This window comes from Pectinatus frisingensis (assembly GCF_014076555.1).
Lineage (GTDB): Bacteria > Bacillota > Negativicutes > Selenomonadales > Selenomonadaceae > Pectinatus > Pectinatus frisingensis.
This window is the reverse complement of sequence record NZ_CP045424.1, coordinates 2241640-2266910: the sequence shown is the minus strand read 5'-3', so window position 1 is coordinate 2266910 and position 25271 is coordinate 2241640. Positions and strand designations below refer to the sequence as shown.

Genomic DNA, 25271 nt, shown 5'->3' with positions numbered 1-25271 from the left:
AAATGTTTTTCCAAAATATCTCCATTAATATATAAAAATTATCATGTTTTGGATATATCCCCACTAGCCATTTTGGCACCATTTTTCTATACTGCTTTAAAAATGAATATAGATCACAAGGAACGATCCCTTTCATGCCCCTGGCTACGCATATTCCCCTTTGATTCAATACGGAGAAGTACTTTCCTTGGCTTTTTAATATTAATTTCATTATCAAAAACCTTATCTCGGACGGATGCCACGATTCTGCCTTTCTCTGGCTCATTTATGCGTTGAACAGCCGACTGCTGTTGTTCTGCTGTCTGCAATTTTTCCTGCTGCTCCTTTTCTACAGCCTGCCGTCTCTTTTCTAACGGTGAAAGATTTAAAACTTCTTCTTTCTTCGACTGAAGATATTGGATTCCCTTATCAAAAAAGGATGAAGTCTTTTGAATAGCCTGATCCACAATGCTATAGGTTTTGTCTCGAACCGCGACTTTTATTTTATCCGGTATTTCCCGAATACCAGTATAAACCTGCTTTACCTGGTCACGCGCCTCTTTCCATAGAGCAGCCGCAATAACCGGTTTTTCCCAACGAATATCCTCCCGAAGAGTTTTTATATCAGAAACAAACTTTTTGCCATTCGCCGTTAATTCCTGCAATTTTTCTGGTGAACTGCCTATTGTCTGTTCCTGCATTTGCTTAATAATATTCTTGATTTGCTCCATTTCCCGCTGAACCTGCCGTTCACGTTCCATGAGCTTTTCATATTCCGTTTGCAGAAAAACACCAGCCTGCTGAAAGGCAACTACTGTTTTGTCCGAAGCGGCCATAACTTCCTGCTCAGAGCTTGTTTTTTCCTGTACGGCCTGTAAATTCTGTAGATTTTCTTTGATAGCCTCATGTTTCGGTTCATACTCCAGCCAGGTTTCCGGCGATGGTATATAATCCCGTTCCACCTGTGCAAACCGATCCATCTTCTCATACAAATTATTGGAAGTCCTACCGATATCGCGGCGCACGGTTTCCGGTGACTTATCCAGCGTAGCCTGCACACTTTTTTCCATGTCCCTCTTTAGCTGAATAGCAGGATTGCCATAATTCTGTGCATCAGCTTCATCTATCATCGTCCATAAATCTTTTTCCATGTCGATTTTCCCCTCCCAATTTCAAAAGGTGTCCATTATGGACCCCTTCTATCATCGTGCCAGTTCTGCCTGTTTTGGTTTATCCTTTAACGAAACCTGTAATTTTTGTTTCCTCTGTTGCTGCTTTTTCTTCTCCATTGCCCGATTCGCAATCTCCTGAAATGGCGATATTTTTGCCGGTTCCTTGACCTCTTTACTAAGAATCGGTACTTCATTGGCACTTTCCAGCGGTTTAGGCGTTGTTTGTTCAAGGCCTTTTAACAGCATATTATACTCAATGTAGTCTGCCATTTCTTGCGCCTTGGAAGCTGCCCGATACAATTCATTAGGATCATCTTTTAACACTTTAGCCCAAGACTGCAGATATGCGGCATGATTCTCATAATGCTTTTCATCAAATTGAATGCCATATTGCTGCTGCAAAAACGTAGAGGCAAGCTCTGCTCGCAGTTCTTCTTTCGCATATTCACTTTTTTCAAAGTTGAGCATATCCCTGTTCATCCGGGTAGAATGTCCGGTACTATGGGCAATTTCATGTGCACAAGTCGCATAAAAGCCATCCAGTGTCTTAAATTTTTCTCGCGGTAATACATGAATTTCATCTGTCACAGGGCTATAAAAATTCCGATTGCTCTGATCAAAGAAGATTTTTGCCTCACTGTTTTTCAGCATATTTTCCATATATCTATTCTTCTCATTCTCATCAATGGTCAACGGATGCTCTGGCGGAACCCCGTCCATTTGCTGTGCATTGAACACCGTATAGTATTTAACTATAGGACAATCTAAATCTTTCAATTTTTTCTCTTCTTCACCCGTTTCTTGATTTACTTCTTTGACCGTGATGGATTTCGCCCAAAATTCAATGTGCGTTCCCTTTTCGCCTTTTTTGACCTGCCAGCCTTTGTCCTGCGCCTGCTTATAGGTGCACCAACGACTATCTGTATAACCTTTATCCTCCGCTGCAATCATTAGTCGCATACGGTTAAGCCCACGATAGGATGACCCAAGCGCCATATTATGCGCTGGTCTGCCAAAGTGTTCAGAATCCCAAAAGAACGGCTTCCCTGCCTCCATGTCTTTTATTACTTTTTCTACAAGAACATTCCGCTGCTCCTGCACATGCTCTGGTAACGGCATATCTTCACCCCCTAACGTTTCGCGTTTTCCTCATCGGATTTCTGAGCCAATTCTGCTTGTTCTTCCTTGGTCAGTACCTGTTCATTTAATTCCATACCATAATCTTCCACAGCTTTTTCCGCCTTCATCGCACTTCACCTCCTGTTTTTGGTATTTTTTTATCACAATTTCGACCTTTTCCTCATCAAATTTGAGGCTCAAAATATTGGCCTTATCATACCAAATAAGCTCGTTATCCTTGCATACGCCGTGATTTGTCGTTACAATCCTTTTCCCATTTTTTACAAACACCACACTTGTCACTTTTACCTCCTGAACAATTACTAATTTTTCCATTTAAAGTTCATTGCAAATATATTAGGGGGTCCATAATGGACCCCCTCACTTGATTTCTATGCAACAAAATGGAAGTCTTCTATATAACTAAAACAATTTGAATCCATCATTTTGGCAAAGCAAAATAAATTTAATTCTAAATAAAAAACCATATTGGAAATGCCAACGAATACTTACTTCGTGTTTCCAATATGGTTCAATCAGTCATATAAAATTCTTTTTTCTTTAACCTATAATCTTGTATAATGTCTGTCTATTCCTAGCGCCGTATTTAATTTATAAGCATAAACAACATAGAATGTAGTAGGAATAAGGGAAATAACACCTAAAATCGTGTTAAAATGATCATTTTCATTTCCTAATAGGCAGGCCGCTACCCAAACCACAATCGTCAGATTAAAAAACAGCACGGTACGTATAAATAATTTTTTCACCTGTTTTTCCATAAATATTCCCCTCACTTTATGAGTCAGATAGTATGCCAGATAGATTTTAGATATGCTTTCATGTACAAGACTTTTATCTTCATCCAAAAAAAAAAATAATCAGCATTCGCTATAAGCGATGATATTTTTCTTCTTCTATTTTTATGGTAAATATCAAGAAAGCTACAAACCCATAACTTGTTCCTAATCTTCCCGCACGCTAAAGCTCATTATGGCTGCTAATATACAAAGAATTGTATCGATCATCCAAAGAAAATCATAATTCCCCGTATTTTCAACCACCAATCCACCAAACCAAGCACTAAAGAAACAACCAATTTGATGTGTAAGAAATAAAATCCCAAAAAGTGTCGCCAATTTCACTGGACCAAAGTTCTTGAGTACTAACCCAGAGGTCGGAGATACGGTCGAATCACTAGTCAGACCTAACACAATGCTAAAAAGTACAAGTACCACTAACGTTTTTGGCATGAAAATAACAAGCACTGCGAGGAATACACGAATCGCATAAATGCTTCCTAATACATATTTCATACGAATGTGATTACAAAGTATGCCGCTTACTGCCGATCCTATCATCGTAAGAACACCATACACCGAAAATATAATGGCAGATGTTGACCTGTCTATATCAAAGGTAGTTAATTGATTAAAAAAATGCGTTTCAAGAATAGCCATATGAAACCCACAGGTGAAGAATCCCAACATCAAGAATTGATAATTCCGGTCCTTTACCGCGTCTTTTAACATTGCTAATGGACGAAGTTCCGATGGATTCGCTGTCTTTATGGAAGGTTCTGCACCTGCGGGCAGACGACAAAGCCATAGAACCACCGGTATCAAAAACAATGACGGAATCCCTAAAAGCAGCATCATTCCCAGCAAGCCAAAAGCGCCTGAAATCCCTGTCAACATCGGAGCAAGTACCGTAGTCCCCACACCGCTGCTCGCATTTAAAAAACCTGATACCGTTGAACTTTTCCCCGTTGGCAATTGCGGCGTAACGATTCCTAAAAGCAGTCCAAAAGACAGTGCGGCTGTACCGGCGGGAAGAAATACTCCTAAAGCAATCAATAAGGCTCCTTCCGTTTTACAAAAAGGAGTGAGTAAAAATCCTGCCGCCATAAGGAGTACCCCTATGCAAAGAACCCTTCGTTCCGATGTTTTCATTGCAATAATTCCAAAAACAGGCTGCAATAACCCAAAAACCAACTGACTAACTGCCAGTACAAAACTTACATCCGCATAAGAAATTCCGCTAGCATCCGAAATAGGACCTAATATCACGCCAAAGTTTCCACGAACCCCGCCATTGATGGCGTAAATCAGACAAATGGCTGCCGTTAAACTACCTACAGATTTTTGCTGCAACTTAGCTATAAAAAACGACACGTTTTCACCGCCTTTATTTATGAAGAGGAATGCCTTTTGTTAGGCGGTCCAAAGAATTCTTTTTACCACGAATGCCAATTCCTACAAGATTCAAATCTTCTGTATCATATTTTTTGACCATCGCACGATTATCTGCGTCATTGAACGTATCAAAAAGTTCTTTCGTATAAATTGCTACCTCCATTTCTTTCTCTTTCGCTTTTTGTAAAAGTGTTTTAAGCGCTTCTTTCGAGGCCGTGTGTATCATGATTGGCTGCTGAGACATCGGCAAATATTGTACGCCATTCTTATCTTTATAGGGATCTCCAATAATATTTTGTGTTCCTGCAATACCGCTCATTAAAAAGGCGGTTACATTTAGTTCCTGCCATGGTTCAAGATCCTCTCGAAGTACAATTTTTATCTTAGTTTCAAAGTTCATTTTTCCTTCTCCTTGTTTTTTGAATTTCTATATGATAGTATAACTTAATAATTTAATTTAATCTAATTGAAGCATTCGATTTTTCAATTCAATATTTCTGAACTACAGGAGTGCAAAATGGAACTTAAAAATCTATATACCGTGAAAAAGATCATGGAAACTGGCAATTACCAACGAGCAGCCCAGGCGCTCAATTATGCACAATCCACAATTACCTTCCAAATGAAACAATTGGAAGAGGAATTATCAATCCATCTATTTGAAAAGCAAGGCACTAAAATGCAACTCACTACAGAGGGTGAGAAAATCCTCCCCCTTATCGATAAGGTCCTCTTGGCTGCTGAAGAGTTAAAAGCCTTTAACAAGCGCAAAGACGAATTAACCGGCACACTAAAAATTGCACTTCCGGAAACGCTGTTAACCTACAAACTTCAAGATGTCCTGAAAAAATTCAAAGAACAGGCTCCAGCTGTTAAGCTTTCCCTACAAGTCATGAATTGCTATGCCATTTATGAACACATGATGGATAACATGATCGATATTGCCATTCACTACGATGTCCGAAAATATTCCTCGAATATCGTGACAAAAGCCATGTATACCTATCCTCTCGTGCTTGTAGCTTCTCCCGCCTTACCTGAATCTCAGCGGGATTTTCTTTCTCCAAATCAAAGAAAGCCCATATGCCATATACAAAACGATCCAAATGCCCTCTATCTAAAGATTTTCAATCAATATTTGCAGAAAAAAAATATTATATTAGAAACAGCCTTAGAACTTTGGAGCATTGAATCCATCAAAAATACGGTAAGGAGCAATTTAGGAGTCGCCTACCTCCCCCGTTTCACCGTAGAGGAAGAATTGTCGCAAGGTTTATTCGTGGAACTCGAAACATCTATTGAAAATAATACAATCACCTCCATCTATGCATACAATAAAAATAAATGTAACAATACAGCAATGAATTTATTCCTGCAACTTTTAGGAGAATTCCGTAAAAATTGATTCATTTACTAATCCAATTCTTTGATAATTTTTTGTGATAAGTTTATTGTGTATTAAAAATTTTCAAGATGTAACCAATTATTATACAACGCTTAAGGCAATATTGTATTATTTTCCATCAGTTGCTGTCGTTCAGTTGTATTTTTTATAAAATCAGTATATATTAGCATTATTAATAAGTAAAATTAATATGTATAATCCATGCATCAAGAAAGGCGATACGTGAACTATGAACCGCTATATTGCGCTACAAAAAATTATCGATCTTGGAAGTTTCACAAAAGCAGCTGAAGTTCTTGGATACACACAGTCATCTATAAGCCAGATGATTTCTTCTCTCGAAGATGAATTGTCCATTAAGCTTCTGTATCGCTCCCGTATTGGAGTAAAACTAACGCTGGAAGGTGCAGATTTATACCCATTTATCGAAAAAACGATTCTTCAGTATCGCGCCATGCAAGAAAAAGCAAATGAAATAAAAGGATTAGATACAGGCATTATTCGAGTAGGTACCATATCTAGCATTACCTGTCATTGGTTGCCACAATTAATCAAAGAATTTCAGGTCATTTATCCAAACATCCAATTTATTTTCCATCAAGGAGACTATAGTTCTATACAAGAATGGATTAAAACAGATACTGTAGATTTTGGTTTTATAACGCCCCCTGCCGTAACCGGCTTACAAACAATTGCTATCAAAGAAGGAACTATGTTGGCTGTACTGCCAGCCAATCATAAATTGGCTTCAAAAAACATTGTTACTTTAGAAGAACTATCGACAGAACCATTTATTCTTTTAGAAGAGGGGCACTTCAGTGAGCCGCTGGAAGCCTTTCGCGCTTGTAATTTAAAACCAAACATAAAATTTTGTATCCATGATGATTATGCGATTATGACCATGGTAGAAGCAGGGCTAGGAATCAGTATTTTAGCAGAACTTGTGTTGCGGCGTACGAATTATAATATCGTCAAATTGCCAATTGATCCTCCCATCAGCCGAAAACTCGCGATTGGCTATAAAGACAAAAATAGTTTACCTATTGCCAGCAAGTATTTTATTGACTATTTAGTTTCCAATATCAAAAAGCTGCCATAATCATAGATATTATAAAAGCCATTTTCCCTTAACCTCTAGGAAAATGGCTTTTCTTTCGTTTTTTTATACATCATAGTATTGGTTTAAAAATAATGAACCAACAAAAAATTGTATATTACTCTACTGGTAAAAAAACTTCGGCAATGGAATAAAGAGCCGCCTTCCCTGCAATTAACACCCGATCCCCCTTCATATGACAATATAGGATGCCACTTCTGCTGGATGCCTGGAATGCGTGCAAAGTTGATTTTTCTAATTTATCGGACCACAAAGGAATCACATGACAATGGCCTGAGCCACAAACAGGATCTTCTGCTACACCTAACTTAGGAGCAAAACTACGTGTTACACAATCGTATTTTTCCCCTCTGGAAGTAAGCTGCAAGAGTAATCCCTCTAATTTTTTCAGTTTTTCTTCATCAGGTTTTGCTTGTATAACTTGTTCCTGATTTTCTAAAACACAAACTAAATCCCTGCCAATCCATGCTTCTACAGGACGAAACCCAATCGCTTCTTCCATTTCTAATGTAACTGGTATAGAAATAAGCTGATAAGCTGGCATATCCATCTCATATAAATCGTTTTTCTTTTGAACTTTTAGAATGCCACTTTTCGTTTGAAAAGATACCTCTTCCCAAGCAGGTACTATAAATCGCATTAAAATATAGGCAGTAGCAAGCGTGGCATGTCCACATAGATCAATTTCACCGCCTGGCGTAAACCAACGCAAATCATATAAATCACCATGGCGTACAGTAAATGCAGTTTCTGAAAGATTATTTTCCTTTGCAATCTCCTGCATTAGTTCATCTGAAAGCCAGTTTTCCAAAACGCAGACAGCCGCAGGATTCCCTTTAAAAACGGTATCTGTAAATGCGTCAACAACATAACATTTCATATCATTTTTCTCCTTTGCGTGTGTAATCTAAATAAATAAAAACTAAAATCATCAACATTCATATGAGTACTTCTTTACTGTTTTTTATGTCTTTAGTATATGTTCAATCTAATAATAAGTAAAACAAATACTTACAATACAGACATTAGAAAAATTAATATGTTACACAATTTGATAGATCTCACTTAAAAATCAACCCCTTATAAAATAATATAACTTCTAACGCATACAGCGATTATCTGCTATATAACCTAAGATTTAGTTTTCAGCCTATTTCACCTCCTGCTTTTGGTATCTTTTTTATCACAATTTCGACCTTTTCCTCATCAAATTTCAAACTCAAAACATAGGCATTATCATACCAAATGAGCTCATTATCCTTGAATACACCGCGATTGGTCGATATAATTCTTCTCCCATTTTCAATAAACTCCACCCTCATTCAATCCACATCCTTGACCAGCACATTGATTTTCCCCATAAAAAATTATTACAAGCCGAATCGGGTGTCCATTATGGACCCCCAAACGAATCGACGTATCCTAAGAAGCAGGGGCAAAATCGGTCGTTTTTATACGACAATGCTGGCCCCACCTACCCCAAGATTAAATTTGCCTACAGTCAGTCAAGGTGTCCATAATGGACACCTTAAATTCCAGACATTCACACCGGACTCTTTTCATCCTGCTCTTTTTTATATTTTGCAAGAAAAGCGTGAAATGGACTATTTTCAGGAATTTCAAATTGATTGGCTTCCTCTTCTGCTTCTCGTTCCAGAGCAGCTATTTGTTGCCGTTCTATCTCCGCCATTTTTTCTCGCATAGCAGCTTTCTTTTCCTCCTGAAGCTGTTTAAACGCAGCTGGAGCATCAACATATCCTTCCCGCAACGCCATATGCAGCCAACCTGCAGGATTATTTATCTTCCCTTTTTGCAATGCCTTTTTCAAAAGTTCCCATTGCTGTTCAACTGCCTCAAGACCGTATTCAGCAATAAATTTCTTTGCAGTAGCAAGCGTAATACCATAGCTTGGCATTACAAAAAGTAAGCGATCCAGTGAATCTTTTATGTTAACCATATCTCCAACAACAGTTTCCTCATTCCTGTTTGTTGTTGTTTTTTCTGATAATTCTCTGTTGTTATTCTCTGGTATTGGTGAGGACAGATTGTCCGGTTCCATGGGGACAAAATGACCGGATGGATTTGGACAACTTGTCCCTATGAAACGGTCATTTTGGGCATTCTCCGCCAAAGGACCCGGCAAGCCTTGAATTTCCTCATAAGGACAATTTGTCCCTATGGATTGGTCACCAACGGAAGCATCTCCCACAGTATCCGTGAGCCCTTGATTTTCCTCATGTGGACAATTTGTCCCTATGGACTGGTCACCAACAGCAGCATCGCCCATAGTACCTGCGAACCCTTGATTTTCTTCATGTGGACATTTTGTCCCTATGGACTGGTCACTAACGGCAGCATCATTTTCTCCTGATACATCTGGCTCTGATTCTTCATGATTTTCCGTTCCCGGCTCCTCCTTTTCTAGCCGTTCCAACGCAAGATAATCAATCGTGTACCACTTTGTGCGATCATAGCCTTTTTGATTGTAGTTGCCGGAAATAACCAGTTTTTGCTTTTCTAAGTTGGAAATCGTCCGCGATAAGGTCTTCTGCGACCAAAACGGAAATTGCTTTGACCAGTCCGCCATGGTGTTATACACCCATTGCCGACCATCGATAATATTTTTACTGCGGTCCACCCAATAATGCAGTTGCTGTATAAAAAGCGCTTCATTCAAGCCGATTTTTACTGCAAGGCTGGGCAGGCACATCAAAGGAACCTCATTGATCAATAATTTACTCATTTTCTTCTCTCTCCCAACTGCAGATCATTAATTATTCATGGTATTTGCGACTTGAAAGTTTTTCGAATGCTCACAGGGCCGATCACAATCATCACAACATTCTTTGCATCGTTCCGGGCAATGAGATTCATCTAAATAAGCCAAGACATCTTTTATAACCTTGACACGTGCCTGCCACTCCTGACACTCTTCTTCTGTTTTATCAGCAGCTTCTACGGAAAGCCGTTGCTCAGCGTCTTTTAATTTTTCAACGATTTCTTTCTGAAACCACATTTTCGCAGCAGTATCTTTATCTGTCGCTTCTTGCTTTTGCACAGGTGGTACAACCTCATCAGTAGAATTAACACCGTCATTGCTTATATTTTTATCTGTATTATTTTTTCGCGTTTGGTCGAACAGTTTTGTCTGCCCCTCATCCTCTAATTCACATTCTGTCGGGCTCTTTCTTACAACAGAAATAGGAGCATTTTTAGGCCCAACGACTTTTTTCTTTTCCTCTTTTACAGCCTGAACGGTAATTTCTTCACCTCTGTCCTTAATTGCTTCAACTACCGAATTTTGCTTTTCTGTATCCATACTTGCCAATTCTGCTGCAGCAGTGGCTGTAATATTTCCGGCATCAACTTCAACCTTAACTTCATCCGATACCTTTCGGATGGCCTCTTTACGATGTAGAGATGTTTCAGAAATGCCAAGGATATTGGCAAAATAAGGCCGAAATTTACCATCAATATTTCCCGCTGCCTTTTGGTAATCATAAAGTTTCTTGATAATTGGCTTAATCAGTGCAATTTCATCGGCTTCCTGCGAGGGAGTCAGATTCCTGCGCTGCCCTTTATTCGGGAATACGATATTCAGCGTTTCCATCTCATCATCCGTTATGGCATCCTCAAAATCATTGATGATTTCCCGTGTAATGGTCGGAACCATCGGATTATCTGTCATTCCCTGTTCCAAGCGATACAGCTGTGCCAAGCGGCGGCGATGGCCGCTGGTAATCATAAATTTGCCATTATCCATCGCCTTTAAAATAATTGGCTCTATATTATGGGTAATCTGGATCATCATCGCCAGCTCTTCAATATTATCCAAACTGTATTTTTCATTCTTAGGATTCGGCACCAGTTCATGAACGTCTCGCATGATGATTTCTTCCGTAGTTTTAAACTCGTTACTACTGCTGCCTTGCACCGGTTGAGAATTTTTATTTAAAAGCTTTGCGATTAAGCTTGCTGACTGTTTTTTCATCGTTTTATTCCCCCGCTAAAAGTTCTTTTAAAAACTGCACAAGATCCCGTGTAAAGCCACAATTGGGCGAATACTCGAAAATGGATTTTCTTTCTTCTGCCGACGCTTCCAGTTTATCTTTTGTATAACGAATTCTTGTTCTAAATAAGGGAAACTGACTCTTTAATAGCTCGATACACCTGAACCCATGCGGAGTAGAGGAAAATTTATTGAGAAGGCAGCCGCGAAACCGCAGTGCAGCATTATATTCTTTAATTGCTTCTATATAGTCGGCCATCTGCGAAACGCCGCGAATACCATAAATATCCGGTGTTGTCACAATAATGACTTCATCACTGGCTACCAAGGCATTGATAACAGAGGCATTAATTGTCGGAGGATTATCGATAAGACATACATCATAATTTGCAGCAATTCTTTCCAAGGATTCCTTTAAAATGTTCTGCTGCACAATCTCTTCATCTTTTATGACAGCCACATTGGCATCCAATAGAGCAGCACCGCTGGCAACAATGTCAATGTTCGAATAGCGTGTAGGCTGGATAACCTCCTGAATATCCGCTTTACCTAGCAGGATATCTGCTAACGATCTTTCTGGATCTGCGTCAAAGAACTGCGAATCATTGCCCTGATCGTCATTATCTATAACCAGTACTCTTAAATCGCAGCTTTCTGCTATGGCATACGCCATATTAACGGTAATCGTTGTTTTGCCAACGCCGCCTTTTTTGTTGATGAACGAAAATGTTTTCATAAATTTTCAAGTCCTTTCGCTTAACTTTTCTATACAAATCAAGCGAAAATCTGCTATAATGAATCTTAGAGAGCGAGATTTGTTTATAACAAATTTTCACGTCAAGCGTTATCAGCGGCTAACTGATAGCGCTTTTTTCATACCCAATTTTCATCTTCCTTTGATCCTTACCAAAGCCCCCTCCAGCTTCATATCCGGGCGTGCTGTAAAATAGTAATCGCCACTATATTCAATGGACGTTGGAAGCCAGCTCATCCATTCTTCTTCATCTGAGAAATACGGTGCATAAACTTCACAACTACTACCACACGTAAATTCAATGTCTGTGCCTTCCATTTCGAACCTACCGGCTGAATTTCGGACTAAGCGCCCTGTTTTGCCTACAGCTGCATACATTCGCTTTAAGCGCCAGTCACTTTCATCGAATGCGTTACTACCTAACCCCAATAAATGCTTCACGTAGGTTCTCTCTTCTTCTGTTGCCTTTTCTGGCGTGAATTCGTTCTGAATCCATGCCAAATCATCAACAAGCTCCCTAATCATTGGAGCAGCCTTTCTAAATCGTTCAATCATACCTTGTCTTAACATTTTCTGTTCCTCCTTCATTAAAAATGGATAAAAAAATAGACGTTCAATATTATCAAATATCAAACGTCTAAGACTTAAAATCTATGCTATTGTAGAATGGTAAATCCACTTGCTTCTAATAAAAATTAACGTATCCACTCACACCAGATGTAACCGTACTTCCACTTTTATGAACTCTTCAATCACTTTTTTGAGCTCTCCATCCTTATTTTTCTTAAAGCGAAAATGTGGCTGGAAGTACTGAAAATCAAGGATTTTCGGATATTTTTCGCCGTAGCAACGCAATACTCTCGACGTGACATGTCTGCGGGAACATATCTACGGGCTGGATTTGTTCAGTTTTGTAACCGAGGTCAGCCAATATGGCAATATCGCGGGCAAGCGATGCAGGATTGCAGGAAACGTAAACGATGCGTTTAGGATGCATATTAGCAAATGTTTTCAGTACAGTGGGTGTACAGCCGGCACGTGGCGGATCGACAACCACTACATCAGGATATACACCCTGTTTATAAAGCTGCGGCATAACAATAGTTGCATCACCGACGATAAATTCAGCATTTTTAACATGATTGTCACGGGCATTTTTTTGCGCATCGAGGATAGCTGGTTTGACAATTTCTATACCATAAACTTTGCGGGCTTTTTGTGCTAAAAATAAAGTTATTGTTCCCGTGCCGCAATAAGCATCAATTACTGTCTCATGGCTGGTCAGATTAGCATATTCCAAAGTCTTTTGGTATAAAACAGCAGCTTGATTGGTATTGACTTGAAAAAATGAGCGAGGAGATATATGGAAAGTCAGTGTTCCTAATGAATCTTTTATAGAAGGTTTACCCCATAATAGATGTGTTTCCCGCCCCATGATAACGTTATTGCGATATGTCTGGATATTTTGCTGTACGCTGGCCAATTTGGGCAGACGTTGACGCAACAGTTTCACCAATTCCTTACTGTGATGCAAATCTTTAGTTGCTGTGACCAGGATGACCATACAGTCACCAGTTTCACTTACACGGCCAACGATGTGTCGTAAAGTACCGATATGTTTGTCTTCATCATAGATGCTGATGCCAAGCTTTTGTACAGCATCGCGTATAGCGTTGGCAATATTGTTATTGGTTTCTTTTTGAATATAGCAGTCACGGGTGTCGACGATGTTGTGGCTGCCTTGGGAAAAACAGCCAAGAATAACGCGCTTTTTGTCCATACCAATGGGAAACTGCATTTTATTGCGATAATTCCAAGGCTGTTTTGCACCTAATGTTGGGTGAATTAGTAAATTTTTTTGTTTGCCAATTCTTTCTACAGCATCTTTTACTTGCTGTTGTTTTATTTTTAACTGGGCATCATAGGACAGGTGTTGCAGCTGGCAGCCGCCGCATTCATAATAAAGCCCGCAGCGTGGCGCTATTCGCTGCGGGCTGGTTGTTATAATGCGGATTATTTTGCCGATAGCATAGTTCTTTTTGCTGGTTTGGATAGTTACATCCAGTTGTTCGCCAGGCAAGGCATAAGGAACAAATACCGTAAAATTATTGATGCGTCCAACGCCTTCGCCGTTACTGCCGATGCCTGTGATAGTCATTGTATAGGTGTTGCCGATTTTTACTGGCAAGGTTGTTTTCATTTTAATAACTCCATTGTGGTAGTATTATTAGTCATTGATAAAGGTAATTTTATCAGTCAATTCGGCCGGTGATTTAAGTAACAAACGGGCACCGTTTTCCAGCAGTTCTTCTTTGGAACGGAAACCCCATAAAACTCCTACCGGTAACATATCAGCGTTGACTGCTGTCTGCATGTCTACGGAAGAGTCGCCCATATATACTATTTCTCCCGGATTTAGATGCATTTTTTCAGCTATTAGCAGGACTTTTTTAGGGTCAGGCTTGCGTTTAAAACCAGGCAGATCACCGATGATATAGGTAAAAGTAGTTTGTCCAAATAAATGATAAATGATTTTTTTTGCCGCATCATCATGTTTATTGGTGCAGACAGCCAATGGGATATGTTTTTGCCGGAGCTTTTCAAGCATTTCTCCGATTCCATTGTAAGGCACTGTTTTATCAAGCTGATGTATGGCATAAATTTTTTTGAACTTTTCCAGAGCTTCATCAGCGATATTAGTCGGTGTATTAAGTGGCAAAGCCCGTTCGATTAATTTCTTTATGCCGTTGCCAACCATCATGCGATAGCTTTCAATTGGGTGTTCCGGATAGCCGTATTTTTTAAGGACCGTATTTACACTGTCACCTAAATCATTCAGGGAATTGACTAGCGTGCCGTCCAAGTCGAATATTACTGCTTTATATTTCATTGATTTACCTTCTTCAATAAATTATATTTGTGTTGTTCAGTTGAGATTGCATACAGTATGATATTTAACAGGTAAATGCAAATTTATTTATTTATCTGTATATTGTCATGTTCTAGTTGCAAAAGAAATTTTTTCGTTTTTACTCCTCCGGCATAGCCGCAAAGTTTACCATCAGAGGCGATGACTCGATGGCAAGGAATGCAGATAACTATGGGATTTTTATTATTAGCCATGCCGACTGCCCGAGTAGCTTTGGAATTACCGATGGCTTCAGCTATTTCTTTATAAGAACGGGTTTGTCCGTAAGGAATATCCAATAATGCATTCCAAACTTTTTTTTGGAATGCGGTACCGGAAGGGTTTAACGGCAAGATAAATTTATCTCTTTTGCCACTGAGATATTCGGAAATTTGTGTAAATGCTTCCCGTAATAGGAGTGATTCCATTTTTGTGGCAGCAGAAAGCGGCTTACGAAAACTGATTTCTGTGATAGCAGATTTTTCCTCAGTTATGTATATATTGCCTATTGGTGTTTCATAGGTAAATCTTTTTTTCAAGGAAGTATGCCTCTTTTCATTAAAATGTATTTTAATGGTCAGTAATAAGGCCAACATGTATGAAACGCTATCAGCAAGTCATAGTTTTAGTATTTGTTTAAGTTCATGGGCTGTTTGGCGTAATCCCCAGGGTTGCTGCAGTAAAACCGGGATAACGGCGCGATATTGTTTTACTGTAGCCATTAAAATGACATCGGTAACAGGCTGACTAAGATCAGCACAATGTCGGGATATAGCAGCGTCACCACCTTTACTGAGCATAGTTTGTTTTAAAATATTGGCAGCTTTGGTGTCAACGTCGGTCAGTTTGATTACACGAAAAATTGCCTTTTCCGCCATTATTGCAATACCGGCATCGGTACAGTCAACAGCTGCTATTGCTGCTTTGGCGGCGGGATAGTCGTTGATTGTCAATATTTCCATGGTATCATCTCAAGAAAAATAGGGGTTGTACGTTTTTTCATGACCGATAGTGGTGGTCGGACCATGACCGGGATAAACAATATTGTCGGTGCTGAGAGGTAATATTTTTCTCTCAAGGCTGCTGACCAATGCTTTCATGGAACCTCCGGGGAAGTCAGAGCGACCTATTGATTCAGCAAATAGTGAATCACCGGAGAAAATTATTTGGTCGTTTATCAGGCAGATGCCGCCTGGAGTATGTCCCGGTGTATGAATGACTTTTAAGTAGCTTTTACCTATGTGTATTATATCATTTTCATTAAGAAAAAAATCAGCTTTTTTTGATATGACAGGTGAACCCCAGTAAGTTGAAAGGTTTAGCTTGGCATCGGTCAGCATTGGTGCGTCGAGCGGATGGATTCCAAGCTTAATGGAGAATTTATCACATACGGCAGTGTTGGCACCAATATGGTCACTGTGACCATGTGTATTAAGCACGTATTTTATGGTGCAGTCAGCAGCCTTTATCCAGTTTAAGATAAGTTGGGGATGTGAGCCCGGATCGATGACGACAGCCTCTTTGGTAGGGGTGTCAATTGCCAGGTAACAGTTTTCGTCGAAATCGCCGTTGGTAAGAACTTTTACTTCCATAGTAATCAATCACCTTCTGTGCCTTTTGGTTTATTTAATGCCCGGGCGACGCGAAATACATTTTTATTGCGTCGTATTTTGCTCATTATAGTTTCGGCCTGGGCGATACTGCGTATTTCAAGACTCATGGATATAGTTGAAGTTTTATTTTTCTTATTAGGTCGGGCGGTCATTGAATGAATATTAATTTTGGATTCAGAAGGTATTGCCATTAATGATGTCAATACACCCGGTGAATCATTACAGGTTATATCAATAGTGACGGTGTAGGTTTTGTCAAGACCGATATCCCAGCTGACATCGACTACACGTGACAAATCATTTTCATCTTTTATGATATTGGGGCAATCGGCACGATGTACTGATACGCCGCGTCCTCTGGTTATATAACCGATTATCGGGTCACCGGGGATTGGATTGCAGCAACGTGCCAAGTGAACGAGAAAACCGCTTTCACCTTCAATTAATATGCCATGGCTGCCCTTTTTCTTTTCACCATGCGGTTTTATTTGTTCGAGCATTTGCGATACATCAGGAGGTGTTATTTCTTTTAAATCTTTTTTGTATAGTTCAATTAAACGAGAGATGACGCCATTTACAGTTATACCGCCATAACCGAGAGAAGCCAGTAAATCATTAGCGTTCTGTTGAATATTCATGTCACGGGCAACAACAGCCAGTCGATCGTCTTTAAGCAGTTCCCGGGGATCATAGCCAAGATGTTTGATGCCCTTTTCAATAAGTGCCAGGCCGGAAGCAATGTTTTCTTCACGTTTTTGCCGTTTAAACCATTGACGGATTTTGGTGCGAGTTTCTGAAGAAGCAACAATATTGAGCCAATCGGGACTGGGACCGTTGTTTTGGTTATTTGTTATAACGGAAACGATATCACCATTTTTTAGTTTGTATTCAAGCGGGACAATTTTTCCGTTGATCTTGGCGCCAACACAATGATTACCGATATCAGTATGAATACGATAGGCAAAATCAATGGGATTGGAGCCTTTTGGCAGGCCAATTACATCACCGCGCGGTGTAAAAACAAAAACCTCATCTGAAAAAATATCGACTTTAAGAGCTTCAACATATTCATCGGGATCACTGAGCTCTGTCTGCAAAGAGATAAGCTGACGCAACCAGGAAAGTTTTTGATCGTAAGCATTATTGGCATTGATGCTTTTGCCTGATTCTTTATATTTCCAGTGTGCGGCAATCCCATATTCCGACACTTGGTGCATCTGAAAAGTACGAATCTGGATCTCAAGCGGATAGCCGTTGGCAGCAATGACAGTGGTGTGCAGTGACTGATAACCGTTGCTTTTTGGCATGGCGATGTAATCTTTAAATCTGCCGGGAATAGGTTTCCAGATATTATGAATTATTCCTAAGATCGTATAACATTCCTGTACGGTATTTACCAGTACGCGGACAGCTGACAGATCGTATATTTCGCTTATATCTTTATTATCACGTTTCATTTTGCGCCAGATACTGTAGAAGTGTTTGGCCCGGCCTTGAATTTCTGCTTTTATACCGGTTTTTTTTATTTCAGTGACCATTTCCTGCACGGAATCGTCGATGAATTTTTGTCGTTCCTGTCGTTTTTGTTTGACTTTTTCTACTAAATCATAATATTCTTCCGGATACAGATACCGGAAACATAGGTCTTCAAGCTCCCATTTTATATTAGAAATGCCCAGTCGATTGGCAAGCGGCGCATAGATTTCCAATGTTTCTTTGGCGATGCGTTTTTGCTTTTCTTCGGGCATATATTTTAAGGTACGCATGTTGTGGAGCCTGTCGGCAAGTTTTATCATAATAACGCGTATATCCTTAGCCATGGCAAGGAACATTTTGCGATAATTTTCTGATTGCTGCATTTCTTTGGATTTGAAATGGATTTTGTTCAGTTTGGTTACGCCATCAATTAGTAGGGCGACTTCTTCACCAAACTTTTTTTTCATTTCATCAAGTGTGAATGTGGTATCTTCTACCACATCATGCAAGAGGGCAGCTGCAATTGTCACTTCATCAATATGCATTTGGGTCAGGATTGCCGCTACATGAAGCGGATGAATGATATAATGCTCACCTGAAGCGCGCTTTTGATCAAAGTGCGCAGCGTATGCGAGGTCATAAGCCTTTTGGATCAGATCAATATCGGCATTAGGCTGATATTCTCTGACGGCATCTTTTATATCATCTATTGTTATTTTTGTAGCGTTGTCATCAATCATGATTTTACCCTCAAATCTATTTTAAATTGTTATTTATAATAGCTTTTTGAAAATAAGTGTTTGTTATTTATTGATTGTATCATATTAGTGAGTTTTATAGCAATAGAAAGCCGCTTTGCGTCGGCATTTTTGTTAATATTTACCGTATTTGTTACTTCTTGACACTATCTTTAAAAACCTTTAAAATAAACAATATGTGATGCTAGCATGGCTCACCGATATAGCAGGGTTTGGCGCTCTGTGTGATACTATTGTCAGTAGAAATGCAGGTTATCTATTAAAAGTGTGTAGTAAAAACTATTGGTATAGGGCAGAGGCTTTCCTGAAACGGTTTGCAGATCACTGTCAAGTAATATTTGCGATACTTGTAAAAATTAATTGAATATTGTATTTCCCGGGTGACAATAATTGAAGATTAATTAGAAAATATTCAGCGGTGTAAAGGTGGAAGCATAAGTGACCGCCTTTATAAATCGGATGAATGTGGAGAAAATCTTTGGGAATACAAACTAAAAAGAAAGGAGGATGAGGGCTATAATCGAGATAATTATAGCGGCTCTTGTTGCTGTTATCTTGGGATTTGCTGGCGGGTATGCAACGCGGAAGAAGAAGGCTGAAGAGGCTATTGGTTCGGCGGAAACGGAAGCAAAGCGTATTGTTGATTCAGCACAAAAAGAAATTGAAACAAGAAAAAAAGAAAGTATTCTTGAAACTAAAGAAGAAATACATCGTTTGAGACAGGAAATTGAGCGGGAAACGCGGGAAAGACGCAATGAACTACAGCGTCAGGAACGGCGTTTAATGCAAAAAGAAGAAAATCTTGATCGTAAAGTAGATGGACTGGAAAAGAAAGAAACTGTACTTTCCCGTAAGGAAAGTGAGATTGATAAAGTGCGTGAATCGGTTAATGTTATGCACGCAAAGCAGTTGAGTGAACTCGAACGTATTTCAAGTCTGACGATGGAAGAAGCCAAAACGATACTCTTGGCAGATGCCGAAACGGCAATAAAGCACGATAAAGCACTAATGATAAAAGAATATGAACAGCAGGCTAAGGATGAGGGCGCAAAGAAGGCACAAAGCATAATCGCTCAGGCTATCCAGCGGTGTGCAGCCGATCAAGTAGCAGAAACTACTGTTTCGGTAGTGGCACTGCCTAATGATGAAATGAAAGGTCGCATCATCGGTCGTGAAGGACGGAATATAAGGGCATTGGAAACATTGACCGGCATAGATCTTATTATTGATGATACGCCGGAAGCAGTTATCTTGTCGGGATTTGATCCGGTAAGAAGAGAAATTGCCCGTACTGCTCTGGAAAAACTTATAACTGATGGGCGCATTCATCCGGCGCGTATTGAAGAAATGGTTGAAAAAGCTAAAAAAGAAGTTGACCAGCGTATTAAGGAAGCTGGCGAACAAGCATCCTTTGACAGCGGGGTGCATGGACTTCATCCTGAACTTATTCGTTTATTAGGTAGATTGAGATATCGTACTAGTTATGGACAGAATGTATTGAATCATTCTGTGGAAGTCGCTCATTTGGCAGGTGTTATGGCAGCTGAGTTGGGCGTTGATGTACAGTTGGCTAAGCGTGCGGCGTTACTGCACGATATTGGTAAGGCTGTTGATCATGAAGTAGAAGGCTCACATGTGACGATAGGTGCTGATTTGGCACGTAAATATCGCGAATCAGCCAATATTGTAAATGCTATTGCTGCGCATCATGGCGATGAAGAACCGAGAACTGTGGAAGCCGTTCTAGTGGCTGCAGCTGATGCAATTTCAGCAGCCCGTCCGGGAGCACGCAGGGAAAGCTTGGAATCTTATCTTAAACGTTTGACTCGTCTGGAAGAAATTGCAGAATCGTTTGAAGGGGTTGAACGATCTTTTGCAATTCAGGCCGGCCGCGAAATAAGGATAATGGTAAAACCTGACAAGATAGATGATGTGGCGTCTGTTGGATTGGCGCATGATATCGTTAAAAAGGTTGAAAATGAACTTGAATATCCTGGACAGATAAAGGTAACGGTCATTCGGGAAACTCGCGTAGTTGACTACGCTAAATAATAACGATGTAAATTACAGGCATTGTGCAAATTTTTTTATTTGCCATGCCTGTTTTTTGATTCTTTTATTGCTTGTATCATGCGGCCTTGCTATAATATAAATGACCTATAGTCTTGAAGGTGGTGAATAATATGCAGGAATTTAAACAGGATAAGGCTGTTAATATGGATGGAGTCAACTTATTGGCATCGATACTTTTGCGGTATCCTGAAATTGGCACGATCAGTTTTGATCCGGAGACAGATTTATTGAAGATCACATATACGTTGGATAAAATTGTGTTGTCCGAGGAATTTAATAAGTTTAAGGAACTTTTGGAAAATAGTATTTCTGCGTATCATTATCTTGAAGAAATAAAAAATGCCAAGGTGACAATAAGCGAAGATGTATATGAGAATACTTTGTTTTTGCATATAGTGCGTGATATGGATACGGTATCACAAAGTGAAATCAAGCTTATAAGTACGCTGATGAATGAACATTTCGGGGATGCTATAATTAAGGAAAGCGGTGTGGGGAATACCGATCAGGATAATGAGGGTATTCAGGAAGAATTAATCGATCATATGTTGGGAAATGTAAAAATAAATCATGTAAGTGAACATATTATCGGGCTTTGGGAAGAAGGCCGGGTCTTGGTATTTAATAAGTAAATTAATTTTCTCAGAAACGGATATGTTTATGGCAGGATAGCGAAGCATATCCGTTCTTTGATTTTAAATGTCTGTTATCAGGTTGTCTGGGCACAAAAAAATGCAGGAAATGGAGAATTTATGAATATATTATTAGTGGGTGACATTTGTGGACGTACCGGGCGCACGGCATTGTTAAGATATCTGCCAAACTTGAAACGGGAAAGAAATATTGATATTGCGATAGTCAATGGAGAAAATTCTGCCGGCGGCAGAGGGATAACACGCAGTACTCTTGATGAAATGTATCGGGCTGGTGCTGATGTCATAACTTCAGGAAATCATATCTGGGATAAGAAAGAGATTGTTAATTTTATTGATCAGGAGGCATTTTTAATTCGTCCGGCGAATTATCCTGATCCGGCTCCGGGAAAGGGATACTGTATATATCCGTTGAAAGCTAAGAATATCGGTGTAATTAATTTATCGGGGCGTTCGTTTATGCCGCCGATGGATTGTCCTTTTCAAAAAATTGATCAAATATTAAAAAGAATATCTCACGAATGTGATATAATAATCTTAGATTTTCATGCAGAAACTACATCAGAAAAAATTGCCATGGGGTGGTATCTTGACGGACGTATTACATGTCTTGTCGGTACACATACACATGTGCAGACGGCCGATGAACAGATTTTACCGCAGGGAACGGCTTATATTACGGATCTGGGCATGGTTGGGCCAAGAGTTTCTGTACTGGGGATGGAGAAAGAAAAGGTAATTGAGCGATTCAAGTATTGTCGTCCGGTACGGTTTGAGACAGCGGACGGGGCAGCAGTGTTTAGTGCACTGCAGGTTCAGATAGATGACAAGACTAATAAGGCGGTTCATATTGAACGGGTATTGATAAATGAGCCATATTGAGGATAATACACATTATTAGAGTAATGATGGTTATAATCTTAAAAAATACATAGCATGCTGATTTTACAGGATGCTATTTAACATAAATAGAGGGAATATATATTTTTTCACGAATATTCTACTATATTACATCGTTTAGTTATCTTAGTAAGGGGCGTGCTAATAATGGAAGTATTAAAAGTATCAGCAAAATCCAATCCTAATTCAGTAGCCGGAGCGTTAGCGGGGGTTCTGCGTGAAACAAGAAGCGCAGAGATGCAGGCAATCGGTGCTGGAGCAATAAACCAGGCGGTGAAGTCAATTGCCATTGCAAGAGGATTTGTTGCACCGCATGGCGTTGATCTCATATGTATACCGGCATTTACAGATATAAATATTGATGGGGAGGAAAGAACAGCTATAAAGCTTATTGTAGAACCGCGATAAGCAATTGATTTTGCCGTTATAGTAATCATTCTTGATAAATGATCGTGATCAGTATATAATAGTTTATAAAATTAAGACAGTAAGTCTATAGGTTGATATTGGCTGGTTAAGGGGCGACGGACAGATGGATGTGATTGCTTTAATAGGACCAAGTGGCACAGGGAAAAGTCATCGTGCCTTAATGGTTGCACGTAAAAATAAAGCAGATGCCATAATTGATGATGGTATTCTAATTAAAGACGGCAAAATAATAGCCGGACATTCAGCAAAGCGGGAAGCAAGCAAGATTATGGCTGTCCGCAGGGCTATATTCATTTTGCCGGGACATGCCGATGAAGTGAAGGCCGCCATAGCTGAAAATCATCCACACCGTATACTGGTACTGGCTACATCAGAAAATATGGCTTATAAAATTTGCAAAATATTAGGTCTGCCTGCTATAGAAAAGATTATTAATATTGCAGATATAGCCACGCGGGCGGAGATACAAAAAGCGCAAGACTGTCGTCTTAAAGAGGGCAAGCATATCATCCCCGTCCCGACGATTGAGCTTAAGCCGCATTTTTCTGGTTATCTCATTGATCCTATACAGTCTTTTTTTAAGAAATCACGCACTAAACGCCGCAGGCTGGGGGAAAAATCAATTGTTCGTCCGATGTTCAGTTATTACGGGCATCTAGTTATTGATGATGCGGCAATATTATCGATTATTTCACAAATGGCTTCGGAAAAATCTGCTATCGATAAATTGTTTGGTGTTCATATTGATCACATTTATCGTGAAGGTGAAGATCAGGGAATCAGTATCTCTTTTAAAGTGGTTTTGTTGTATGGACGGCATATTCCGACTTTATTGCGGGAATTGCAGCAAAAAGTCAAGACTGCTGTTGAATATATGACTGGCATGCTGGTTCAAAAGGTTGATATAACGGTTAAGGCATTGCGTATAGTTGCTTAGGATAAAGTAATTTACTGTATAAAAAATAATCCGCACGATTTTTTAATCATGCGGATTATTTTTTATACTAAGGCATTAAAAAAGTCCGGTTATTTTTCCATTGGCATCTATGTCCATATTTTCAGCGGCTGGTTTTTTTGGCAGACCGGGCATAGTCAAAATATTACCGGCCAAGGCTACAATAAAACCAGCTCCAGCGGCAAGACGCAATTCCCGTACAGTTATTTTAAAATTAGTTGGACGCCCCAATTTTGTCATATCATCGCTGAGTGAATACTGCGTTTTAGCCATGCATACAGGCATTTTAGAAAACCCCAACTTTTCCAATTGAATAATGGATTTTTCAGCGGCAGGACTATAGTTAACTCCATCGGCACCATAGATTTTCTTGGCTATAGCTTCAATTTTTTCTTTTATTGACATTTCATCTGTATAAGTAAATATTAATTGGGATGGTTTGGCAGCTGCAATAACAACTTTTTCAGCTAAATCTGTTGCACCTTTACCACCATCAGTAAAAACGGTCGACAACGAAAATTCGACATCGAGTTTTTGACATTCTTTTTCCAGCAAAGCTATTTCAGCTTCAGTATCAGTTGGAAATTTATTTATGGCAATAATTGGTGTTAAACCAAAACCCCGGATATTTTCAATATGTTTGGCAAGATTTCCTATTCCCTTATGCAGAGTTTCAAGATCCGGGACAGCTAGATCTTTTTTTGCCAGGCCGCCGTGCATTTTTAAAGCACGTATAGTTGCAACTATCACCACGGCGTCAGGTTTTAACCCAGCAAAGCGGCATTTAATATTAAGAAATTTTTCTGCACCCAGATCGGCACCGAAACCGGCTTCAGTTACGACATAGTCAGCTAATTTCAAAGCGTGTTTAGTGGCAAGAACACTGTTGCAGCCGTGCGCAATATTGGCAAAGGGACCACCGTGGATAAAAGCTGGTGTCTTTTCCAGAGATTGTACCAGATTAGGTTTGATGGCATCTTTTAGTAATAAGGTAAGTGCACCGGTAACTTTTAAATCATCGGGATGAATCGGCTTACCGCTGCGGCTATAAGCAACGACTATACGTCCAATACGTTTTTTTGCATCCTGAAGATCGTCAGACAGACATAAAATGGCCATTAATTCAGAAGCTACAGTAATGTCAAAACCAGTTTCACGTGGTACGCCATGGGCTTTACCACCAAGACCGCAGATGATATTACGTAGTGCCCGATCATTTAAATCAACAACGCGGCGCCATGTGATACGACGAACATCGATATCAAGTTCATTACCCTGCTGGAGATGATTGTCGATGACGGCAGCAAGTAAGTTATGGGCTGAGGTCAGCGCATGAAAATCACCGGTGAAATGGAGATTGATGTCCTCCATGGGAACTACTTGGGCATATCCGCCACCGGCAGCGCCACCCTTTATGCCAAAACATGGTCCAAGTGACGGTTCACGCAGAGCAAGAGCCGTTTTTTTGCCGAGTTGGTGAAGTGCGTCGGCCAAACCTATACTTGTAGTTGTTTTGCCCTCACCAGCTGGTGTTGGATTAATGGCTGTGACTAAAATTAGTTTGCCATTTTCATTATTTTTTATCCTGTTCCAAGCATCAATAGAAATTTTGGCCTTGTATTTGCCGTATAATTCCAGATCATCTTCAGTGAGATCAAGCTGGGTAGCAATTTCACTTATGTGTGATAGTGTAGCTTCTTGTGCGATTTCTACATCACTTTTCATTATTTATGACCTCCAGTAATAATAATTGTAT

Annotated in this window: 25 protein-coding genes; 7 read left to right on the top strand and 18 right to left on the bottom strand. The window is 39.7% G+C overall.

The window, feature by feature from the left end:
* Positions 1-113: 113 nt before the first annotated feature.
* The 5 genes from F8M42_RS10670 to F8M42_RS10650 all read right to left on the bottom strand — a co-directional run bounded on the left by F8M42_RS10670 (position 114) and on the right by F8M42_RS10650 (position 4865).
* Positions 114-1130 carry a hypothetical protein gene (locus F8M42_RS10670; protein ID WP_182186607.1) on the bottom strand — a complete coding sequence of 339 codons (1017 nt, stop codon included), beginning with the start codon at positions 1128-1130 and terminating at the stop codon, positions 114-116.
* A 51-nt stretch (positions 1131-1181) separates the two neighbouring features.
* Positions 1182-2270, bottom strand: coding sequence for an ArdC family protein (locus F8M42_RS10665; RefSeq protein ID WP_182186605.1), 1089 nt, complete (start codon positions 2268-2270; stop codon positions 1182-1184).
* A gap of 566 nt (positions 2271-2836) precedes the next feature.
* Positions 2837-3052 carry a hypothetical protein gene (locus tag F8M42_RS10660; protein WP_182186604.1) on the bottom strand — a complete coding sequence of 72 codons (216 nt, stop codon included), beginning with the start codon at positions 3050-3052 and terminating at the stop codon, positions 2837-2839.
* A 183-nt stretch (positions 3053-3235) separates the two neighbouring features.
* A complete protein-coding gene (locus tag F8M42_RS10655) occupies positions 3236-4444 on the bottom strand; it encodes an MFS transporter (protein ID WP_182186602.1) in 1209 nt (402 codons plus the stop codon).
* Positions 4445-4457: 13 nt separating this feature from the next.
* Complete coding sequence (locus F8M42_RS10650) at positions 4458-4865, bottom strand: DUF2000 domain-containing protein (protein ID WP_182186600.1); 408 nt, start codon at positions 4863-4865, stop codon at positions 4458-4460.
* Positions 4866-4982: 117 nt separating this feature from the next.
* Here F8M42_RS10650 and F8M42_RS10645 point away from each other — a divergent pair, with 117 nt between their 5' ends.
* Positions 4983-5870, top strand: a complete 888-nt coding sequence (locus F8M42_RS10645) for a LysR family transcriptional regulator (RefSeq protein WP_182186599.1) — start codon at positions 4983-4985, stop codon at positions 5868-5870.
* 229 nt (positions 5871-6099) lie between these two features.
* Positions 6100-6969 (top strand): LysR family transcriptional regulator, encoded by an 870-nt coding sequence (locus F8M42_RS10640; protein ID WP_182186597.1) that lies wholly within the window; start codon positions 6100-6102, stop codon positions 6967-6969.
* Positions 6970-7084: 115 nt separating this feature from the next.
* On the opposite strand, the gene F8M42_RS10635 is transcribed toward F8M42_RS10640, so the two are convergent.
* The 12 genes from F8M42_RS10635 to F8M42_RS10580 all read right to left on the bottom strand — a co-directional run bounded on the left by F8M42_RS10635 (position 7085) and on the right by F8M42_RS10580 (position 18487).
* Entirely contained in the window at positions 7085-7867 is a 783-nt protein-coding gene (locus F8M42_RS10635; RefSeq protein WP_182186596.1) for a PhzF family phenazine biosynthesis protein, read from the bottom strand.
* A 265-nt stretch (positions 7868-8132) separates the two neighbouring features.
* Positions 8133-8309, bottom strand: coding sequence for a hypothetical protein (locus tag F8M42_RS10630; RefSeq protein ID WP_182186594.1), 177 nt, complete (start codon positions 8307-8309; stop codon positions 8133-8135).
* A gap of 221 nt (positions 8310-8530) precedes the next feature.
* Positions 8531-9730 carry a hypothetical protein gene (locus F8M42_RS10625; RefSeq protein ID WP_182186592.1) on the bottom strand — a complete coding sequence of 400 codons (1200 nt, stop codon included), beginning with the start codon at positions 9728-9730 and terminating at the stop codon, positions 8531-8533.
* Positions 9731-9757: 27 nt separating this feature from the next.
* Positions 9758-10978 carry a ParB/RepB/Spo0J family partition protein gene (locus tag F8M42_RS10620; protein ID WP_182186591.1) on the bottom strand — a complete coding sequence of 407 codons (1221 nt, stop codon included), beginning with the start codon at positions 10976-10978 and terminating at the stop codon, positions 9758-9760.
* A gap of 4 nt (positions 10979-10982) precedes the next feature.
* On the bottom strand, positions 10983-11732 hold the full coding sequence (locus F8M42_RS10615; protein ID WP_182186589.1) for a ParA family protein: 750 nt from the start codon (positions 11730-11732) through the stop codon (positions 10983-10985).
* 150 nt (positions 11733-11882) lie between these two features.
* On the bottom strand, positions 11883-12320 hold the full coding sequence (locus tag F8M42_RS10610; RefSeq protein WP_182186587.1) for a DUF5348 domain-containing protein: 438 nt from the start codon (positions 12318-12320) through the stop codon (positions 11883-11885).
* A gap of 247 nt (positions 12321-12567) precedes the next feature.
* Positions 12568-13950 carry a 23S rRNA (uracil(1939)-C(5))-methyltransferase RlmD gene (gene rlmD, locus F8M42_RS10605; RefSeq protein WP_182186586.1) on the bottom strand — a complete coding sequence of 461 codons (1383 nt, stop codon included), beginning with the start codon at positions 13948-13950 and terminating at the stop codon, positions 12568-12570.
* Positions 13951-13977: 27 nt separating this feature from the next.
* Complete coding sequence (locus F8M42_RS10600; RefSeq protein WP_182186584.1) at positions 13978-14640, bottom strand: HAD family hydrolase; 663 nt, start codon at positions 14638-14640, stop codon at positions 13978-13980.
* An 83-nt stretch (positions 14641-14723) separates the two neighbouring features.
* Positions 14724-15197, bottom strand: coding sequence for a methylated-DNA--[protein]-cysteine S-methyltransferase (locus F8M42_RS10595; RefSeq protein ID WP_182186582.1), 474 nt, complete (start codon positions 15195-15197; stop codon positions 14724-14726).
* Positions 15198-15275: 78 nt separating this feature from the next.
* The gene (locus F8M42_RS10590) at positions 15276-15620 is read right to left on the bottom strand and encodes a dihydropteroate synthase (protein ID WP_182186580.1); all 345 of its coding nucleotides are present in this window, start codon (positions 15618-15620) and stop codon (positions 15276-15278) included.
* A gap of 9 nt (positions 15621-15629) precedes the next feature.
* Complete coding sequence (locus F8M42_RS10585; protein WP_182186578.1) at positions 15630-16250, bottom strand: MBL fold metallo-hydrolase; 621 nt, start codon at positions 16248-16250, stop codon at positions 15630-15632.
* Between the two features lie 5 nt (positions 16251-16255).
* Entirely contained in the window at positions 16256-18487 is a 2232-nt protein-coding gene (locus tag F8M42_RS10580) for a RelA/SpoT family protein (protein WP_182186577.1), read from the bottom strand.
* Positions 18488-19012: 525 nt separating this feature from the next.
* Between F8M42_RS10580 and rny the strand changes: the two genes are divergently transcribed.
* From rny to F8M42_RS10555, 5 genes are all read left to right on the top strand, one after another.
* On the top strand, positions 19013-20557 hold the full coding sequence (gene rny / locus F8M42_RS10575) for a ribonuclease Y (protein ID WP_182186575.1): 1545 nt from the start codon (positions 19013-19015) through the stop codon (positions 20555-20557).
* Between the two features lie 131 nt (positions 20558-20688).
* A complete protein-coding gene (locus F8M42_RS10570; protein WP_182186573.1) occupies positions 20689-21210 on the top strand; it encodes a hypothetical protein in 522 nt (173 codons plus the stop codon).
* 120 nt (positions 21211-21330) lie between these two features.
* Positions 21331-22113 (top strand): TIGR00282 family metallophosphoesterase, encoded by a 783-nt coding sequence (locus F8M42_RS10565; RefSeq protein ID WP_182186571.1) that lies wholly within the window; start codon positions 21331-21333, stop codon positions 22111-22113.
* Positions 22114-22278: 165 nt separating this feature from the next.
* Entirely contained in the window at positions 22279-22539 is a 261-nt protein-coding gene (locus F8M42_RS10560) for a stage V sporulation protein S (RefSeq protein ID WP_182186569.1), read from the top strand.
* 124 nt (positions 22540-22663) lie between these two features.
* Positions 22664-23497, top strand: a complete 834-nt coding sequence (locus F8M42_RS10555; protein WP_182186567.1) for an Asp23/Gls24 family envelope stress response protein — start codon at positions 22664-22666, stop codon at positions 23495-23497.
* A 75-nt stretch (positions 23498-23572) separates the two neighbouring features.
* Here the strand turns inward: F8M42_RS10555 and F8M42_RS10550 are convergent, their stop codons facing one another.
* The gene (locus tag F8M42_RS10550) at positions 23573-25240 is read right to left on the bottom strand and encodes a formate--tetrahydrofolate ligase (RefSeq protein WP_182186565.1); all 1668 of its coding nucleotides are present in this window, start codon (positions 25238-25240) and stop codon (positions 23573-23575) included.
* Positions 25241-25271 lie beyond the last annotated feature (31 nt).

Excerpts from the sequence above, each read along its gene's own strand:
- F8M42_RS10670 (WP_182186607.1), bottom strand. The coding sequence starts at position 1,130 with ATGGAAAAAGATTTATGGACGATGATAGATGAAGCTGATGCACAGAAT.
- F8M42_RS10665 (WP_182186605.1), bottom strand. The coding sequence starts at position 2,270 with ATGCCGTTACCAGAGCATGTGCAGGAGCAGCGGAATGTTCTTGTAGAA.
- F8M42_RS10660 (WP_182186604.1), bottom strand. The coding sequence starts at position 3,052 with ATGGAAAAACAGGTGAAAAAATTATTTATACGTACCGTGCTGTTTTTT.
- F8M42_RS10650 (WP_182186600.1), bottom strand. The coding sequence starts at position 4,865 with ATGAACTTTGAAACTAAGATAAAAATTGTACTTCGAGAGGATCTTGAA.
- F8M42_RS10645 (WP_182186599.1), top strand. The coding sequence starts at position 4,983 with ATGGAACTTAAAAATCTATATACCGTGAAAAAGATCATGGAAACTGGC.
- F8M42_RS10640 (WP_182186597.1), top strand. The coding sequence starts at position 6,100 with ATGAACCGCTATATTGCGCTACAAAAAATTATCGATCTTGGAAGTTTC.
- F8M42_RS10635 (WP_182186596.1), bottom strand. The coding sequence starts at position 7,867 with ATGAAATGTTATGTTGTTGACGCATTTACAGATACCGTTTTTAAAGGG.
- F8M42_RS10630 (WP_182186594.1), bottom strand. The coding sequence starts at position 8,309 with ATGAGGGTGGAGTTTATTGAAAATGGGAGAAGAATTATATCGACCAAT.
- F8M42_RS10625 (WP_182186592.1), bottom strand. The coding sequence starts at position 9,730 with ATGAGTAAATTATTGATCAATGAGGTTCCTTTGATGTGCCTGCCCAGC.
- F8M42_RS10620 (WP_182186591.1), bottom strand. The coding sequence starts at position 10,978 with ATGAAAAAACAGTCAGCAAGCTTAATCGCAAAGCTTTTAAATAAAAAT.
- F8M42_RS10615 (WP_182186589.1), bottom strand. The coding sequence starts at position 11,732 with ATGAAAACATTTTCGTTCATCAACAAAAAAGGCGGCGTTGGCAAAACA.
- F8M42_RS10610 (WP_182186587.1), bottom strand. The coding sequence starts at position 12,320 with ATGTTAAGACAAGGTATGATTGAACGATTTAGAAAGGCTGCTCCAATG.
- rlmD (WP_182186586.1), bottom strand. The coding sequence starts at position 13,950 with ATGAAAACAACCTTGCCAGTAAAAATCGGCAACACCTATACAATGACT.
- F8M42_RS10600 (WP_182186584.1), bottom strand. The coding sequence starts at position 14,640 with ATGAAATATAAAGCAGTAATATTCGACTTGGACGGCACGCTAGTCAAT.
- F8M42_RS10590 (WP_182186580.1), bottom strand. The coding sequence starts at position 15,620 with ATGGAAATATTGACAATCAACGACTATCCCGCCGCCAAAGCAGCAATA.
- F8M42_RS10585 (WP_182186578.1), bottom strand. The coding sequence starts at position 16,250 with ATGGAAGTAAAAGTTCTTACCAACGGCGATTTCGACGAAAACTGTTAC.
- F8M42_RS10580 (WP_182186577.1), bottom strand. The coding sequence starts at position 18,487 with ATGATTGATGACAACGCTACAAAAATAACAATAGATGATATAAAAGAT.
- rny (WP_182186575.1), top strand. The coding sequence starts at position 19,013 with ATGAGGGCTATAATCGAGATAATTATAGCGGCTCTTGTTGCTGTTATC.
- F8M42_RS10570 (WP_182186573.1), top strand. The coding sequence starts at position 20,689 with ATGCAGGAATTTAAACAGGATAAGGCTGTTAATATGGATGGAGTCAAC.
- F8M42_RS10565 (WP_182186571.1), top strand. The coding sequence starts at position 21,331 with ATGAATATATTATTAGTGGGTGACATTTGTGGACGTACCGGGCGCACG.
- F8M42_RS10560 (WP_182186569.1), top strand. The coding sequence starts at position 22,279 with ATGGAAGTATTAAAAGTATCAGCAAAATCCAATCCTAATTCAGTAGCC.
- F8M42_RS10555 (WP_182186567.1), top strand. The coding sequence starts at position 22,664 with ATGGATGTGATTGCTTTAATAGGACCAAGTGGCACAGGGAAAAGTCAT.
- F8M42_RS10550 (WP_182186565.1), bottom strand. The coding sequence starts at position 25,240 with ATGAAAAGTGATGTAGAAATCGCACAAGAAGCTACACTATCACACATA.